Origin of the sequence: Microbacterium telephonicum, from assembly GCF_003651225.1 — a bacterium.
Lineage (GTDB): Bacteria > Actinomycetota > Actinomycetes > Actinomycetales > Microbacteriaceae > Microbacterium > Microbacterium telephonicum.
The window spans coordinates 307,485-323,668 of the sequence record NZ_RCDB01000002.1 but is presented as its reverse complement, the minus strand read 5'-3'; the positions used below and the strand labels follow the sequence as shown (position 1 = coordinate 323,668).

Sequence of the window (16,184 nt, the reverse complement as noted above, 5' to 3'; positions counted from 1 at the left end):
CTGCGTGGTTCGCCGCTGCGCGGCTGCACTACGCCTCGCTCAGCGCGCGGCGTAGTACTCGACGACGAGCTGCACGTCACCGGTCACGGGGACCTCGGCGCGCTTGGGGCGACGCACGAGACGCGCCTGCAGCTTGTCGAGCTCGACCTCGAGGTAACCCGGGACGGGGGGCAGCACCTCGGCGTGACCGCCGGCGGCCGCCACCTGGAAGGGCTCGGTGCCCTCGCTCTTGGGCTTGACGTGGATGAGCTGCCCCGGCTTCACGCGGAACGACGGGCGGTCGACGAGCTGGCCGTCCACCAGGATGTGGCGGTGCACGACGAGCTGGCGGGCCTGCGCGGTGGTGCGGGCGAAGCCGGCACGCAGCACGAGGGCGTCCAGACGCATCTCGAGCAGCTCGACCAGGTTCTCACCGGTCAGGCCGTCCTTGCGGCGCGCCTCGTTGAACGTGTTGCGCATCTGCTTCTCGCGGATGCCGTACTGCTCGCGCAGACGCTGCTTCTCGCGGAGGCGGACGGCGAAGTCGCTGTCCTGCTTGCGCTTGGTGCGGCCGTGCTCACCCGGAGCGTAGGGACGCTTCTCGAGGTACTTGGCCGCCTTCGGGGTGAGGGCGATGCCGAGGGCGCGCGAGAGGCGCACCTTGCGGCGGTCCTGGGACTTCGTAGCCACGAAGTTCTCCTTCTGCTGACGCGGCCGTGACTGTCACGGCTCGCGGGCGTATCTCCCGCTTCTCGCCCTGCTCGGACTGCACGCCGGGGCACGCCGAGAGGTCTTGATCAGAGGAGGGGGATGCCCGAAAACCGGTTTCGAGCCGATCCATGCTATCAGACGGCCCCGTGACCCCCGCGGTGGGTGGCGGGACGTCACCCCGCGTCGGCGGCGATCTGCTCGGCGAGATCGAGGATCCCGTCGGGGTAGAAGGGCGGACCCGACGCGCTCAGGTCGGCGAGGCGATACCACGCGACATGGGTGTCGCTGTCGAGCACCGGCAGGCGGGAACCGAACGGCAGCGCTTCGAGTCGATCGCTGCGCACGGCGAACACGTGCACGATCTCGTGTCCGCGTTTGCGTCCGCGCGTGAAGATGTTCTCCGTCACCGCGATCAGCCGGGCCTCGCGCACATCCGCCGCGAGTTCCTCATCGAGTTCCCGGCGGATGCCGTCCGCCACCCGCTCCCCGAACTCGAGACCGCCACCGGGGGCGCGCAGGTAGAGCCCGCCGTCGGCGTCGGTGTACTCCTCGGCGAGCACCTGACCGTCGCGGACGACCAGGGCCACGACGACGTTGCGGGCCCGGGGCGGCGAGACGACCTCGTCGGCGTAGTGCTCGATCGCGCGCCCGTAGGCGCGCAGGTGCGGCGCCAGCGCGTGCAGCGCGGTGCGCAGGGCGGGGCCGGGCTTGGCGTCGTCGAGCAGGGCGAGCGAGAGGAACGCCTGAGCCGCGTCGGAGAGCGGATCGTCGAGGGGCACGTGCTGGAGGAGCGCCATCGCCGCGGACGGCTGACCGACGTTGCGCAGCGAGCTCGCGAGTTGGATGGTCGCCGCCGTGCGGTGTTCGTCGGGGAGGCCGCCCTCGAGCGCCGCCCGATAGAGCGGGATCGCCCGCGCCTCCTCCCCCAGGAAGTCCTCGAGGGAGGCGCGTTCGAACAGCACCTCGGGGTCGTCCGCGCGGCGCTCGACGACGAGAGCGTCGAAGTCCCGACGCATCCGATCGGGTTCGGCGTCGTCGGCGGCCGCCCAGAACCGTGCGACACGCTCGTCCCAGCTCACGCGCCGTCCCCGTCGAGGATGCGGCGGATCTTGTCGAGGCGGGTCGAGATGTCGCGCTCGACGCCGCGCGCGGTCGGTTCGTAGTAGCGACGGCCGCGCAGCTCGTCGGGCAGGTACTGCTGGGTCGCGACGCCGACCTCCAGGTCGTGCGGGTAGACGTACCCCTTGCCGTGGCCGAGTCGCTTCGCCCCCGGATAGTGCGCGTCGCGCAGGTGCGTCGGCACCCGCCCGAAGCCGCCGGCGCGCACGTCGGCGATGGCGGCGTTGATCGCGTTGTACGCGGCGTTCGACTTGGCCGTGGTGGCCAGGTACGCGGTCGCCTCGGCGAGCGGGATGCGCCCCTCCGGCATCCCGATGAAGGCGACGGCGTCGGCGGCGGCCGTCGCGATCTGCAATGCCTGCGGGTCGGCGAGCCCGATGTCCTCGGCCGCCGAGATGACCAGGCGGCGCGCGATGAACCGGGGGTCCTCCCCCGCCTCGATCATCCGCGCGAGGTAGTGCATCGCCGCATCCACGTCGGATCCGCGGATGGATTTGATGAACGCGCTGATCACGTCGTAATGCTCGTCGCCCTGCCGGTCGTAGCGCAGCAGCGCCCGGTCGACCGCCTGCGCCACGTGCTCGGCGGTGACGACGGCGGGCTCGCCCTCGGGCATGGAGGCCGCCGCCTCGAGCGCCGTCAGCGCGCGCCGCGCGTCGCCCGAGGCCAGCTGCACGAGCGCCGTCCGCGCCTCGGGTGCGAGCTCGACCGCGCCGGAGAGACCGCGCGGGTCGGAGACGGCCCGGTCGATCAGCCTGCCGAGATCGTCGTCGGTCAGCGGCTGCAGGGTGAGCAGCAGCGACCGCGAAAGCAGCGGCGAGATCACCGAGAACGACGGGTTCTCGGTGGTCGCGGCGATGAGGATCACCCAGCCGTTCTCGACACCGGGCAGCAGCGCGTCCTGCTGCGCCTTGGTGAACCGATGGATCTCGTCGAGGAACAGGATGGTGGAGATGCCGTAGAGGTCGCGCTGGGTCATCGCCTCCTGCATGACCTCGCGCACGTCCTTCACCCCGGCCGTCACTGCGGACAGCTCGACGAAGCGCCGCCCCGACGTGCGCGCGATCGCCTGCGCCAGCGTCGTCTTGCCGGTGCCGGGAGGTCCCCAGAGGATGACCGACACCGCGCGCGTGGCGCCCGCGTCGGGGTCGGCGAGGGCGACCAACGGTGAGCCCCGCCGCAGCAGATGCTGCTGCCCGGCGACCTCGGCCAGCGAGACCGGACGCATGCGCACCGCGAGCGGGGTCTGCCCCTGGAAGAGCGCGGATGCCGACGTCACCGTTCCAGGCTAGCCGTGGCCGCCGACGCCGGCGGCCGTGAGCGCAACGGTCTGTCGCGCGCGTTTGTCGCGCGTGCGAGCGGCCACGTAGGCTTTGCCGAAGCCCCGGAGTCCCGGGAATCGAAGGAGGTCCCGTGGCGACGGGTGCGAACAAGAAGCAGACGCGCGCCGAGCGCGACCGCACGCGGCTGTATCAGGCGCGGCGCGACTTCCACGAAGGCCTGCAGCGTCGACGACGCCGCGACAACCTCGTCGCCGGCGTCGCGGGCGGCATCCTCATCCTCGCCGTCGTCGGCGGTCAGATCGCCTACTACACGGCCGGCCCCGGCGCGCCCGTGCCGGAGCCGTCCGCGACCGCGACCCCGTCGGCCACCCCCGCGCCGGTCGCGACGACGCCCGCAGCCGAAGAGACGGCGCCCGTCTCGCCCACTCCCACCCCCTGACCCTGCCCGCTAGGCTGAATTGCCTATTCCGACCGCCAGGCGGCGCGAGCCGCGACGAGGTGCACCCGTGACTTCCGACCCCACCGCAACCACTCCTGACGAGCCCACCGCCGACGACAACGTCGAGTCGGTCGCCGTCGAGGAACCCGCCACCGAGCTGCCCGACGCGGACAGCGCCTCCTCGACGGTGGACGCCGACGCGACGGATGCCGTCGCCACAGATGACGACGCAGCGCCGGCCGACGCCGCCGACGCGCCGGCAACCTCGGTCGACGCCGACGCCGACGCGCCCGCCGCCGCGACGCCCGTGCCCGCTCCGCGTCCCGCGCCGACCCCCGGCCGCTTCCCGGTGCCCACGCCGCCGGCGCGTCGTCCAGCGACGCCGCGTCCGTCGGCCGCCGCCCCCGCCGAGCCGTGGGGTCGCGTCGACGACGAGGGCACCGTCTCGGTGCGCGAGGGCGACGACTGGCGCGTCGTCGGACAGTACCCCGACGGCTCCCCCGCCGAAGCGCTCGCCTACTTCGAGCGCAAGTACGCCGACCTCGCCGGCGAGGTCACGCTCCTCGAGGTGCGTCAGCGCGGTGGCGGCGCCTCCGTCGCCGACCTGCGCGCCACGCTCGCGACCGTGCGGGAACGCGTCACCGGGGCGGCCGCCGTCGGCGACCTCACCGCACTGACCGCACGCCTCGACGCACTCGAGGGCACGCTGTCGGAAGCATCCGCCGAGGAGGCGGAAGCCGCCCGTGAGGCCCGCGAGCAGGCCGTCGCCGCACGCACCGCCCTCGTGGAGAAGATCGAGGCCCTCGCGGCGCGCGACCCGAAGTCGATCCAGTGGAAGCAGACCACCGCCGACGTGAACGACCTGTTCGCGCAGTGGCAGGCCCAGCAGAGCACCGGCGCCCGGCTCCCGAAGGCGCTCGGCCAGCAGCTCTGGAAGCGATTCCGCGACGCGCGCGCGACGCTGGACAAGCACCGCCGCGAGTTCTACTCGGGACTCGACGAGCAGCACAAGTCCGCCCGCGACGCCAAGACCCGCCTCGTCGAGCGTGCCGAGGCGCTGTCGGCCAAGGGTGAAGACGGCATCGGCGACTACCGCGCGCTGCTCGACCAGTGGAAGACCGCCGGTCGCGCCGGCAAGAAGGTCGACGACGCCCTTTGGGCTCGCTTCAAGGCCGCCGGCGACGCCCTGTACGGCGCGCGCGCCGACCGTGAGCACGCCGACGCCGAAGCGTCGAAGGAGAAGATCGAGGCGAAGAAGGCCCTCCTCGTCGAAGCAGGCCGCGTCGGCTCCGAGAAGGACACCGCCAAGGCGCGCAGCCTGCTCACCGGCATCCAGCGCCGCTGGGATGAGATCGGCCGCATCTTCCCCCGCGAGGCGGAGCGCGCCCTCGACGACGACCTGCGCAAGATCGAGCAGTCGGTCAAGGGGCGCGAGGACGCCGACTGGAAGCGCAACAACCCCGAGACGAAGGCCCGTCAGAACGACATGACGTCGCAGCTGCACGACGCGATCGCGAAGCTCGAGGCCGAGCTCGATGCCGCGAAGGCGACCGGCGACAAGTCGAAGATCGCCAAGGCGCAGGACGCCCTCGAGGCCCGCAAGGGCTGGCTGCGCGCCCTCGGGGGCTGATCCTCAGGCGAGCCCGACTCCCCCTCCCCGACGGCGTCCGACACGTGGCTTGTCCACAGTCGGGCGCCGTCGGCGTTCGGGCGCGTGTGGGATGCGGCAGAGTTCCCCCATGGTGTGGCCGTTCCTCTTCGTCCCCGGCGACCGCCTGTCGGCCGTCGAGCTGCGAGCGGCACGCCTCGACGGCGACGCCATCGAGGTCGGCGAGGCCTACATGCCCGCCGACGCGGTAGAGACGGCGGAGATGCGCGCCGCGTCACTGCGGAGCATCCTCGGCGGCGATCTCGCGGCCACGCACGAGACGGCGGCATGGGTCCACGGCGCGTTGGCGACGGCGCCGCTGCGTCACCGGGTGCAGCGCTGCACGTCGCGTCGCACCTCCCCGGTGCTCGATCCCCGCGTGCACTACCGTGACATGCCGCTCCCCGAGACGGACATCATGAGGATCGGACGTGTGGCGGTGACGACGCCGGTGCGCACCCTCACCGACCTCGTACGGGAGAGCGTCGCCGAAGGGCCGGATGCAGCGCTCGGCACCGCCGTCGACGGCCTGCTCGCCGCCGACCCGACGCTGTCGGGGCGCGGCGTCGACGCGCTCGCGCGCGGCCCCGCCGTGCACCACCGCCGTGCCGCGATGGAGCGGCTCGACGCGCTGGGCGCCGCGCTCAGGACGAGGTGACGCGGTACACGTCGTACACCGCGTCGATGCGCCGTACGGCGTTGAGCACGCGATCGAGGTGCACGATGTCGCCCATCTCGAAGACGTACCGGCTGAGGGCCAGGCGGTCGTTCGTGGTCTGCACCGACGCCGACAGGATGTTCACGTGGTGCTCGCTGAGCACACGCGTGATGTCACTGAGCAGACCCGAGCGGTCCAGCGCTTCCACCTGGATGTGCACGAGGAACACGCTCTTGGTCGTCGGCGCCCACGTGACCTCGATCATGCGATCGGCGTCGGACTTCAACGACGTGACGTTCGTGCAGTCCGCGCGGTGCACCGAGACGCCGCTCCCGCGCGTCACGAAGCCGATGATCTCGTCGCCCGGCACCGGGGTGCAGCATTTCGCGAGCTTCACGAGGATGTCGGGCGCCCCCCGCACGAGTACGCCGGAGTCGCCGCCGCGCGGCGCGCGCGAACGACCGACGCTCGGGATCTCGATCGGGCCGGTGGAGGTGTCCTCCTCGGCCTTGACGATCGCCGTGACCTTCTCGATCACCGACTGCGTCGAGACGTGCCCCTCGCCGACCGCGGCGTACAGGGCGGTGACGTCCTCGTAGCGCAGCTGACGGGCGACCTCGCCGAACGAGTCCTGGTTCATGAGCCGCTGCAGCGGGAGGTTCTGACGACGCATCGCGCGGGCGATCGCGTCCTTGCCCTGCTCGACGGCCTCGTCGCGGCGTTCCTTGGTGAACCAGCCGCGGATCTTGCTGCGCGCCCGGGTGGACTTGACGAAGCTCAGCCAGTCCTGACTGGGGCCGGCATCCGGGTTCTTCGAGGTGAAGACCTCGACGACGTCACCCGAGTTGAGCACGGACTCCAAGGGCACGAGCCGGCCGTTGACCTTCGCGCCCATCGTGCGGTGCCCGACCTCGGTGTGCACCGCGTACGCGAAGTCGACGGGGGTCGCCCCCGCCGGAAGGCCGACGACGCGCCCCTTGGGCGTGAAGACGTAGACCTCCTTGGCGCCGATCTCGAAGCGCAGCGAATCCAGGAACTCGCCCGGATCGGCGGTTTCGGCCTGCCAGTCGGAGATGTGGGCGAGCCAGGCCATGTCGGTGTCGACCGACTTGGCGTCGGGCTTGCCGCCGTTCATCTGCTCTTTGTACTTCCAGTGCGCCGCGACGCCGTACTCCGCCTGCTGATGCATCTCGTGGGTGCGGATCTGGATCTCGACGGTGCGCCCGCCCGGTCCGATGACGGTCGTGTGCAGCGACTGGTAAAGGTTGAACTTCGGCGTCGCGATGTAGTCCTTGAACCGGCCCGGCAGCGGCGTCCACCGGGCATGGATCGCTCCGAGGACGGCGTAGCAGTCGCGCACCGTGTTCACGAGCACGCGGATGCCGATGAGGTCGTAGATGTCGTCGAACTCGCGACCGCGCACGACCATCTTCTGATAGACGGAGTACAGCTGCTTCGGGCGGCCCATGATGCGCCCGCGGATGCGCAGGTCGCGGAGGTCGGCCTCGACCGCTTCGACGACGTTCTGCACGTACTGCTCGCGCTGCGGCGTGCGCTGCTTGACGAGGCTGTCGATCTCGACGTAGAGCTTCGGATGCAGCACGGCGAACGAGAGGTCCTCGAGCTCGCTCTTGATCGCCTGGATGCCGAGCCGGTGCGCGAGCGGCGCGTAGATCTCGAGCGTCTCGGTCGCCTTCTTGGCGGCCTTCTCGGGCGGGACGAACCCCCACGTGCGCGCGTTGTGCAGGCGGTCGGCGAGCTTGATGAGCAGCACGCGGATGTCCTTGGACATCGCGACGATCATCTTGCGCACGGTCTCGGCCTGCGCCGCGTCGCCGTACTTCACCTTGTCGAGCTTGGTGACGCCGTCCACGAGCATGGCGACCTCGTCGCCGAACTCGGCCCGCAGCTGGTCGAGTCCGTACGAGGTGTCCTCGACGGTGTCGTGAAGCAGTGCCGCCGCGATCGCGCGCGGTCCGAGCCCCAGATCGGCGAGGATCTGGGCGACCGCGATCGGGTGCGTGATGTAGGGCTCGCCGCTCTGCCGCTTCTGCTGGGCGTGGGCCGCCTCCGCCACGCGATACGCGCGGTCGATGATGGCGAGATCGCCCTTCGGATGGTGCGTGCGCACCGTGCGGACGAGCTGCTCGACGCTCCCCCGGCCGCTGGAGCGGGAGAAGAGGCGCGGCACGAGCCGACGCAGGGAACTGCCGGCGGGGACGGCGGGGGTCTGGGCGGCGCTGCGCGACGTCTCGGTCATCCGGTCACCTCCGCGCTGCAGAACCTCATCCTACGCCCCGACGCACCCCTCTCAGGCCGCGGCCAGCGCCTTCTCGCGAGCCTCGCGGACCCGCGTGTCGCGCGCCACGATCGGGGCCTCGTTCTCGCGCAGCAGCGAGTAGAGCGGGGCCGCGACGAACAGCGTCGAGTAGGCGGCGACGATCGTGCCGACGAAGATCGACAGCGAGATGTCGGTCAGCGTCTGGGCTCCGAGCCATAGGGCGCCGATGAACAGGATCGCCCCGGTCGGGATCGCCGCGACGACCGTCGTGTTGATCGACCGGATGAGCGTCTGGTTGACGGCGAGGTTCACCGACTCGCCGAACAGGCGACCCGACTTCTCGCCGTCCTCCCGCGTGTTCTCGCGGATCTTGTCGAACACGACCGTCGTGTCGTAGAGCGAGTACGACAGGATCGTGAGGAAGCCGATCACGGCCGCCGGCGAGATCTCGAAGCCGAACAGCGCGTAGACGCCGACGGTGATCACGAGCACGTCGACGAGGCCGATGATGGCCGCGACCGACATCTTCCACGTGCGGAAGTACACGGCGAGGATGAGGAAGGTCAGCGCGAGGAAGATCGCGAGGCCCCACAGCGACTGACGGGTGACGTCCTGGCCCCAGCTCGGGCCGATGAACGACGAGCTGACGTCGGCGGTCTGCACGCTGTACGCGTCGGCGAGGGCGGCCGTGACCTCGCGGGTCTCGGCATCCGTCATCTGGTCGGTCTGGACCCGCACGGAGTCCTCACCGATCGTGGTGACCTTCGTCGTCGCACCCGGCACCACCGACTGCACGGCCGACGTCGCGAGCGACTGGTCGGGCGACGAAACGCCGCTCACCGTGAACTGGGAGCCGCCGGTGAACTCGATCGAGAACGCGATCGGTCGGAACAGGGGCACGATCGCCGCGCCGATGACGAGGACCGCCGCGATGATGAACCACAGCCGGCGTCGCCCGACGAACGGGAACGAGGTCTTGCCGGTGTAGAGGTCGTTGCCGAGTTCGTTCATGGAGCGCATCACTGGCCTCCGTCCTTCGTCGCGGTGGACGACTTCGAAAGCTCCGCCTGCTTGCGCTCGGCGATGGTCTGGCGGCGCACCGCCTCGCCCTTCGAGCGCGAGGCGCGCTTGTCCGCACTGGTCTTCGTCGCAGCGGCGGGGGCACGGAACTGGGCACGGCCACGGTAGACGGCGCCGAGGGCTTCGGGGTCCAGACCCGACAGCGGATGCCCGCCGCCGAAGAACCTCGTGCGCGCCAGCAGCTGCAGCACCGGGTGGGTGAAGAGGATGAAGATCAGGATGTCGATCAGCGTCGTGAGGCCGAGCGTGAACGCGAAGCCCTTCACCGTCGCGTCGGCGAGGATGTAGAGCACGACGGCGGCGAGGATGTTGATCGACTTCGAGATGTAGATCGTGCGCTTGGCACGGCCCCAGCCGTCCTCGACGGCGCTCGTGATCGACTTGCCGTCGCGCAGCTCGTCGCGGATGCGTTCGAAGTACACGATGAACGAGTCCGCCGTGAATCCGATCGTCACGATGAGGCCCGCGACACCGGCCAGCGACAGGCGGAAGCCCATGCGCCACGCGAGGATGCACAGCGTGATGTAGGTGAGCACACCCATCACGACGAGCGAGGCGATGATGACGGTGCCCAGCGCGCGGTAGACGACGAGCGAGTACACCGCGACCAGCAGCAGACCGATGAGGCCCGCGATGAGGCCGATCTGCAGCTGCTGCGAGCCGAGGGTCGCCGAGATCGAGTTGGTGCTCTGCACCTCGAAGCTCAGCGGCAGCGCACCGTACTTGAGCTGGTCGGCGAGGATCTTCGACGTCTCCTGCGTGAAGCTGCCGGTGATCTGCGGCTTGCCGTCGAGGATGACGCCGTTCATCGAGGGCGCCGAGATGACGACGCCGTCGAGCACGAAGGCGAACTGGTTGCGCGGCGCGGTCTCGCCGTACAGGCGCTGGCTGATCTTGCCGAAGGTGTCGGTGCCGGCCGCGTCGAAGACGAGGTTGACCGCCCACTGGTTGTTGGTCTGCACCAGGCCGTTGGTCGCGTCGTCGATCGCGGAGCCGTCGAGCTCGACGGGACCGAGGATGTACTTGACCGTGCCGGTCGGGTCGCACGTGATCAGCGGCTGGTCGGCCGGCGCGTTGGCGGGGTCGTTCTCCGCGTTCGCGCAGTCGTAGGCGAGGAACTGCGCCTGCAGCTCGTCGGTGATCCACGCCGGGTCACTGCCGTCGGTGGGCGCGGTCGTCGGCGTCGAGTTCAGCGAGCCGTCCGGCGTCGGGTACGGCGTGGAGGTGCCGTCCTCGCCGACGAAGCTCGTGGCGGGGCTGCCGGTGTAGAGCACGGCGCGCAGCTGCATCTGGGCGGACGCCTCGATGCGGTTGCGGGTCTCCTCGTCGGCCTCGCCGGGGATCTGCACGACGATCTGGTTGCCGGCCTGGGTGGTGACGTCGGCCTCGGCCACGCCGGAGGCGTCGATGCGCTGGCGGATGATGGACGCGGCCTGGTCCATCTGCTCCGTGGTCGGAGCACTGCCGTCGGGCGTGTTCGCCTCGAGGATGATCTGCGTGCCGCCCTGCAGGTCGAGTGCGAGCTCAGGGGTCCACGAGCTCTTCTGGAAGACGAAGACGCCGAGGGCGTTGACGCCGAACAGGAGCGCGGTCAGGACGATGAGTCCGGTCAGTGCACGCCAGGCGCGCCGGACGGTGGGAGGTGTTGCCACGGAGGGGACTTCCTACGAGGGACCGCGGATGCGGTGCGGTCAGGCCTTGGGCTTGTCGTCCGTCTCGGCGGGCGCGGCGGGGGTCTCGGCCGCGGCGGCCGCGTCGTGGTGACGACGCTCGATGTCGTCGCTCATCGACGTCACCACGCCGGCCTCGACGTCCGACTCGTACTCGGCCTTCTCGACCTCGGCTTCGATGAACTCGTCTTCGGTCAGCGTCTCGTCCTCGACGATGCGCAGGATCGCCTGGCTGTGCACCTCGATCTCGACGCCCGGAGCGAGCTCCACCTTGGCCGACTTCGACAGATCCTCGCCGTCGAACTCGGTGAGCACACCGTACAGTCCGCCCTGCAGGAGCACCTTCACACCGGGGACCATCGCGCGGGCCTTGGCCTCCTGCTCCGCCTTGTTGCGCTGAGCGCGGCGGCGCGAGCTCCAGAACATGAAGATGATCAGCGCGACGAGGATGATGATCATCCCGTACTGCGCGAAGAACGACATGACCGGATCGGCCTGGGCGGACTGCTGCGTCGATGCGGAGAACATGGGGGGAAGGCGCGCCTTTCACGGTGGGTTGCCGCGAACTGGCGGCGAGAGTGCGCTCCGTGCCGAAACGGTTTCAGAGCACCTGGCGATTATAGGTCATCGAACCTCAGCGCCTCCTCGGCGCGCGGCACGCCGAGGTGCGCGTACGCCTCCGGCGTCGCGACGCGACCGCGGGGCGTGCGACCCATGTAGCCGATGCGCACGAGGTAGGGCTCGACGACGGATTCGATCGTGTCGGCCTCTTCTCCGACGGTGACGGCGAGGGTGTTCAGTCCCACGGGGCCGCCGCGGAACCGCCGGATGAGCGCGTCGAGCACGGCGCGGTCGAGCCGGTCGAGTCCGATCGCGTCGACGTCGTAGAGGTCGAGCGCGGCGTTCACATCGGCGGTCGTCGCGCGCGGCAGCGCGCCGTCCCTCTCGCCGTGGACGATCACGTAGTCGCGCACGCGCCGCAGCAGGCGGTTGGCGATGCGGGGCGTGCCGCGGGAGCGTCGTGCGATCTCGGCGCGCGCGTAGGCGGGCAACTGGATGTCGAGCACCGCCGCCGAGCGGCCGATCACGAGTTCGAGCTCCTCGGGCTCGTAGTACTCGAGGTGGGCGGTGAACCCGAAGCGGTCGCGCAGCGGGTTCGGGAGCATGCCGGAACGGGTCGTGGCGCCGACGAGGGTGAAGGGGGCGAGGTCGAGCGGGATGCTCGTGGCGCCCGCGCCCTTGCCGACCATGATGTCGATGCGGAAGTCCTCCATCGCGAGGTAGAGCATCTCCTCGGCGGAGCGTGCCATGCGGTGGATCTCGTCGATGAAGAGCACTTCGCCGGGGGTGAGGCTCGACAGCAGCGCCGCGAGGTCGCCGGCGTGCTGGATCGCGGGGCCGCTCGACATGCGCAGCGGCCGCTCGCTCTCGTGCGCGACGATCATGGCGAGCGTCGTCTTGCCGAGCCCCGGCGGACCCGACAGCAGGATGTGGTCGGCCGGTCGCTGCTGGATGCGGGCCGCGTCCAGCAGCAGCTGCAGCTGACCGCGCACCTTCTGCTGGCCGACGAACTCGCCGAGCGACGTGGGGCGCAGGGCGCCCTCGACGGCGAGCTCGGTCTGGTCTTCGGCGAGCCCCGGATCACGGGGGGCGAAGTCGGGCTCAGACACCGCGCGGCTCCGTGCGGGCCGGGCCCAGGTGCCCGAGGGCGAGCTTCAGCAGCGCCGGGACGGTGGCGGATGCCGGCGCGTCGGCGACGACGGCCGTGACGGCCTCGGTCGAGACCCGCTCGTTCCAGCCGAGGGCCACGAGCGCGGCCACGACCTGTGGCGCGAGGGCGCCACCGGATCCGCTCCCCGACACCGGCGAGGCGTTCGGTGCGACCGCCGTCAGTTTGCCGGCGAGCTGCACGACGATCAGCTTGGCCGTCTTCGGGCCGATGCCCGACACGCGCCGGAACGGCGCGTCGTCTTCGGCGGCCACGGCATCCGCGATCTGGCCGGTGGTGAGCGAGGCGAGCACGCCGAGCGCGGACTTCGGCCCGACGCCCGAGACGCTCAGCAGCAGCGTGAACACCGACAGCTCCTCGCGCCCCCGGAATCCGTACAGGGACAGGGCGTCCTCGCGCACGATGAGGGTGGTGTGCAGCACGATCTCGTCGCCGACGTGGAACTCGCGCGCCACCTGCGGCGTGACGGCCACGGCGAAGCCGACCCCGCCGACATCGACGATCACGCTCTCGGAGTCGAGGTGCAGCGCCCGGCCGCGCAATGACGAGATCATGCGACGAGCCTAGCCGCCGGTTCGGACGTTTGTTCGAGCGACACGCACGTTCAACGCCGCGCGAGTTTCTCGGCGTCGGCCCACGCCCGCTGCGCGGGGGTGAGCGACGTCACCGCGCCGCCGCCGGTGGCCGTGCCACCGCTGCGCCACGCGTGACACAGGGCGAGGGCCAGCGCATCGGCGGCGTCGGCCGGCTGCGGTAGAGCGTCGAGCCGAAGCACCCGGGCGACCATCGTCTGCACCTGGCGCTTGTCGGCCGAGCCGTAGCCGCTGATGGCGGCCTTCACCTCGGACGGCGTGTGCGTGTGCGCCGGCACGCCGTGCTCGGCGGCGAGCAGCAGCGCGATGCCGCTGGCCTGCGCCGTGCCCATGACGCTGTGCCGGTTGTTCTGGGCGAAGACGCGCTCGACGGCCACGACATGCGGACGGTGCTCGTCGAGCACGGCGCGGATCCCCTCCGCGATCGCCTTCAATCGACGCTCGATCGGCAGGTCGGGCGAGGAGCGCACGACGCCGACGTGCACGAGCGAGGCCGCGCGGTTAGGCGCGACGTCGATCACGCCGACGCCGCACCGGGTGAGACCGGGGTCGACGCCGAGAACGCGGAGAGCGGATGCCACTCCCCCACGCTACGGGCGGGGAGGCGGCATCCGCTCTGCGAAACGCGTGGCGGCGGTTACTCGTCCTCTTCGAGTTCGGCCTGCACCTCGGGGGTGAGATCGAAGTTGGTGAAGACGTTCTGCACGTCGTCGCTGTCTTCGAGGGCGTCGATGAGACGGAAGACCTTGCGCGCCGTCTCGGCGTCGACCTCGACCTTCAGCGACGGGACGAACTCGACGTCAGCGGACTCGTACTCGAGCCCTGCCTCCTGGATCGCGGTGCGGACGGCCACCAGGTCGGAGGCCTCGGTGATCACCTCGAAGCCCTGGGCGTGCGGCTCGACCTCTTCGGCGCCGGCCTCGAGCGCGGCGAGCATGACGTCATCCTCCGTGGCACCCTCACCGGAGACGACGATGACGCCCTTGCGGGAGAAGTTGTAGGCGACCGAGCCGGGGTCGGCGAGCGTGCCGCCGTTGCGGCTGAGCGCCGTGCGCACCTCGGCGGCGGCGCGGTTCTTGTTGTCGGTCAGACACTCGATCATGAGGGCGACGCCGTTCGGGCCGTAGCCCTCGTACATGATCGAGGCGTACTCGACCGACTCGCCGCCGATGCCGGCGCCGCGCTTGATGGCGCGGTCGATGTTGTCCTTGGGGACCGAGGTCTTCTTCGCCTTGAGGACGGCGTCGAAGAGGGTCGGGTTGCCCTGCAGGTCCGCCCCGCCGAGCTTCGCGGCGACCTCGATGTTCTTGATGAGCTTCGCCCACGACTTGGCACGGCGCGCGTCGATGACCGCTTTCTTGTGCTTGGTCGTGGCCCATTTGGAGTGTCCGGACATGGTCTCCAGTTTACGGTGATGCGGTCAGGCCGCGCGGACGAGGTCGAGGAAGCGCGCGTGGAAGCGCGACTCCCCCGACACCTCGGGGTGGAAGGCGGTGCCGAGCAGGTTGCCCTGCGCGACGGCGACGACGCGTCCGTCCGGCAGCGACGCCAGCGGCTGCGCGCGGGGGCCGACGGCCGTCACGAGCGGCGCGCGGATGAAGGCCGCGTGCACGGGCGTGGCGAAGCCGTCGACGGCGAGCTCGGTCTCGAACGACTCGACCTGACCGCCGAAGGCGTTGCGGCGCACCGTCACGTCCAGTCCGCCGAAGCTCTCCTGGCCGTCGATCGGGTTCTCGATCCGGTCGGCGAGCAGGATGAGCCCGGCGCACGTGCCGTAGACCGGCATCCCGGCCGCGATGGCGTCGCGGATCGGCTGCTGCATCCCGAACGCACGCGACAGCTTGTCGATGACGCTCGACTCGCCGCCGGGCAGGACGAGACCGTCGATGCGGGCGAGCTCCTCGGGCCGGCGCACGAGCGCCGTTTCGGCACCGAGATCGCCCAGCACCCGCACGTGCTCGCGCACGTCGCCCTGCAGCGCGAGCACGCCGACCCGCGCCGTCATGCGCCCGCGCCCGACGCCGACGCCCGTGGCCCCCGAATCACCAGCCGCGCTCGGCGAGACGGTGGGGTGCGGGCAGATCGGACACGTTGATGCCGACCATGGCCTCGCCGAGTCCGCGCGAGACGTCCGCGATCACCGTCGCGTCGTCGTAGAACGTGGTCGCCTTCACGATCGCGGCGGCACGCTCGGCGGGGTTGCCGCTCTTGAAGATGCCGGAGCCGACGAAGACGCCGTCCGCACCCAGCTGCATCATCATCGCGGCATCCGCGGGGGTCGCCACGCCGCCGGCGACGAAGAGCACGACGGGCAGCTGACCCGTCGCCGCCACTTCGGCGACGAGCTCGTACGGCGCCTGCAGCTCCTTGGCGGCCACGTACAGCTGGTCGGGAGCGAGCGAGCTCAGCGCCGCGATCTCGCCGCGGATCTTGCGGATGTGCTTCATCGCCTCGGACACGTCGCCCGTGCCCGCCTCGCCCTTGGAGCGGATCATGGCGGCGCCCTCGGTGATGCGTCGCAGCGCCTCTCCGAGGTTCGTCGCACCGCACACGAACGGCACCGTGAAGTTCCACTTGTCGATGTGGTTGACGTAGTCGGCGGGCGAGAGCACCTCGGACTCGTCGATGTAGTCGACGCCGAGTTCCTGCAGCACCTGCGCCTCGACGAAATGGCCGATGCGGGCCTTGGCCATGACGGGGATCGAGACGGCCTCGATGATGCCGTCGATCATGTCCGGGTCGCTCATGCGCGAGACGCCGCCCTGGGCGCGGATGTCGGCGGGAACGCGCTCGAGGGCCATCACGGCGACGGCGCCGGCATCCTCGGCGATCTTCGCCTGATCGGGGGTGACGACGTCCATGATGACGCCGCCCTTCAGCATCTCGGCGAGACCGCGCTTGACGCGCGACGATCCGGTGGTGGGAGTGGACACGAGGCTCCTTCGGGTTTGACCTAGGCCAAAAAGTAGCATGTCCCACCACCTAGACTTCACG

At 70.6% G+C, this 16,184-nt stretch carries 16 protein-coding genes; 3 read left to right on the top strand and 13 right to left on the bottom strand.

What is annotated here, in order from left to right; all coding sequences use genetic code 11:
• Positions 1-39: 39 nt before the first annotated feature.
• From rpsD to C7474_RS06495, 3 genes are all read right to left on the bottom strand, one after another.
• A complete protein-coding gene (gene rpsD / locus C7474_RS06505) occupies positions 40-669 on the bottom strand; it encodes a 30S ribosomal protein S4 (protein ID WP_121058186.1) in 630 nt (209 codons plus the stop codon).
• Positions 670-863: 194 nt separating this feature from the next.
• Positions 864-1,769: a tetratricopeptide repeat protein gene (locus tag C7474_RS06500; RefSeq protein WP_241965149.1), complete on the bottom strand. Its 906-nt coding sequence runs from the start codon at positions 1,767-1,769 to the stop codon at positions 864-866.
• On the bottom strand, positions 1,766-3,088 hold the full coding sequence (locus tag C7474_RS06495) for a replication-associated recombination protein A (RefSeq protein ID WP_241965148.1): 1,323 nt from the start codon (positions 3,086-3,088) through the stop codon (positions 1,766-1,768). The genes C7474_RS06500 and C7474_RS06495 overlap by 4 nt, the downstream gene beginning before the upstream one ends.
• Positions 3,089-3,222: 134 nt before the next feature.
• Between C7474_RS06495 and C7474_RS06490 the strand changes: the two genes are divergently transcribed.
• The 3 genes from C7474_RS06490 (at position 3,223) to C7474_RS06480 (ending at position 5,837) form a co-directional block, all read left to right on the top strand.
• Positions 3,223-3,531, top strand: coding sequence for a dioxygenase (locus tag C7474_RS06490; protein ID WP_121058184.1), 309 nt, complete (start codon positions 3,223-3,225; stop codon positions 3,529-3,531).
• Positions 3,532-3,880: 349 nt separating this feature from the next.
• Positions 3,881-5,161, top strand: coding sequence for a DUF349 domain-containing protein (locus tag C7474_RS06485; protein ID WP_422385788.1), 1,281 nt, complete (start codon positions 3,881-3,883; stop codon positions 5,159-5,161).
• A gap of 109 nt (positions 5,162-5,270) precedes the next feature.
• A complete protein-coding gene (locus tag C7474_RS06480; RefSeq protein WP_121058182.1) occupies positions 5,271-5,837 on the top strand; it encodes an SAM-dependent methyltransferase in 567 nt (188 codons plus the stop codon).
• Here C7474_RS06480 and C7474_RS06475 read toward each other — a convergent pair.
• The 10 genes from C7474_RS06475 to pdxS form a co-directional block, all read right to left on the bottom strand.
• Entirely contained in the window at positions 5,824-8,097 is a 2,274-nt protein-coding gene (locus C7474_RS06475) for a RelA/SpoT family protein (RefSeq protein WP_121058180.1), read from the bottom strand. The genes C7474_RS06480 and C7474_RS06475 overlap by 14 nt on opposite strands.
• Before the next feature lie 51 nt (positions 8,098-8,148).
• Positions 8,149-9,138 (bottom strand): protein translocase subunit SecF, encoded by a 990-nt coding sequence (gene secF / locus C7474_RS06470; protein WP_121058178.1) that lies wholly within the window; start codon positions 9,136-9,138, stop codon positions 8,149-8,151.
• Positions 9,138-10,850, bottom strand: coding sequence for a protein translocase subunit SecD (gene secD / locus C7474_RS06465; RefSeq protein WP_121058176.1), 1,713 nt, complete (start codon positions 10,848-10,850; stop codon positions 9,138-9,140). Before secD ends, secF begins: the two co-directional genes overlap by 1 nt.
• A gap of 39 nt (positions 10,851-10,889) precedes the next feature.
• The gene (locus C7474_RS06460; protein ID WP_241965147.1) at positions 10,890-11,396 is read right to left on the bottom strand and encodes a preprotein translocase subunit YajC; all 507 of its coding nucleotides are present in this window, start codon (positions 11,394-11,396) and stop codon (positions 10,890-10,892) included.
• A gap of 89 nt (positions 11,397-11,485) precedes the next feature.
• Entirely contained in the window at positions 11,486-12,538 is a 1,053-nt protein-coding gene (gene ruvB / locus C7474_RS06455; RefSeq protein ID WP_121058174.1) for a Holliday junction branch migration DNA helicase RuvB, read from the bottom strand.
• A complete protein-coding gene (gene ruvA, locus C7474_RS06450; RefSeq protein ID WP_121058172.1) occupies positions 12,531-13,151 on the bottom strand; it encodes a Holliday junction branch migration protein RuvA in 621 nt (206 codons plus the stop codon). The genes ruvB and ruvA overlap by 8 nt, the downstream gene beginning before the upstream one ends.
• 50 nt (positions 13,152-13,201) lie before the next feature.
• Complete coding sequence (gene ruvC, locus C7474_RS06445; protein WP_121058170.1) at positions 13,202-13,771, bottom strand: crossover junction endodeoxyribonuclease RuvC; 570 nt, start codon at positions 13,769-13,771, stop codon at positions 13,202-13,204.
• Between the two features lie 56 nt (positions 13,772-13,827).
• Positions 13,828-14,586, bottom strand: a complete 759-nt coding sequence (locus tag C7474_RS06440; protein ID WP_121058168.1) for a YebC/PmpR family DNA-binding transcriptional regulator — start codon at positions 14,584-14,586, stop codon at positions 13,828-13,830.
• Between the two features lie 24 nt (positions 14,587-14,610).
• Positions 14,611-15,195: a pyridoxal 5'-phosphate synthase glutaminase subunit PdxT gene (gene pdxT / locus C7474_RS06435; RefSeq protein ID WP_121058166.1), complete on the bottom strand. Its 585-nt coding sequence runs from the start codon at positions 15,193-15,195 to the stop codon at positions 14,611-14,613.
• Between the two features lie 37 nt (positions 15,196-15,232).
• Positions 15,233-16,162, bottom strand: coding sequence for a pyridoxal 5'-phosphate synthase lyase subunit PdxS (gene pdxS, locus C7474_RS06430; protein WP_199692387.1), 930 nt, complete (start codon positions 16,160-16,162; stop codon positions 15,233-15,235).
• Between the last annotated feature and the right edge of the window lie 22 nt (positions 16,163-16,184).

Bases quoted from the DNA above. Each gene is read 5' to 3' on its own strand.
- C7474_RS06480 (WP_121058182.1), top strand. From the start codon at position 5,271: ATGGTGTGGCCGTTCCTCTTCGTCCCCGGCGACCGCCTGTCGGCCGTC.
- C7474_RS06475 (WP_121058180.1), bottom strand. From the start codon at position 8,097: ATGACCGAGACGTCGCGCAGCGCCGCCCAGACCCCCGCCGTCCCCGCC.
- secF (WP_121058178.1), bottom strand. From the start codon at position 9,138: ATGCGCTCCATGAACGAACTCGGCAACGACCTCTACACCGGCAAGACC.
- C7474_RS06460 (WP_241965147.1), bottom strand. From the start codon at position 11,396: ATGTTCTCCGCATCGACGCAGCAGTCCGCCCAGGCCGATCCGGTCATG.
- ruvA (WP_121058172.1), bottom strand. From the start codon at position 13,151: ATGATCTCGTCATTGCGCGGCCGGGCGCTGCACCTCGACTCCGAGAGC.
- C7474_RS06440 (WP_121058168.1), bottom strand. From the start codon at position 14,586: ATGTCCGGACACTCCAAATGGGCCACGACCAAGCACAAGAAAGCGGTC.
- pdxT (WP_121058166.1), bottom strand. From the start codon at position 15,195: ATGACGGCGCGGGTCGGCGTGCTCGCGCTGCAGGGCGACGTGCGCGAG.
- pdxS (WP_199692387.1), bottom strand. From the start codon at position 16,162: ATGCTACTTTTTGGCCTAGGTCAAACCCGAAGGAGCCTCGTGTCCACT.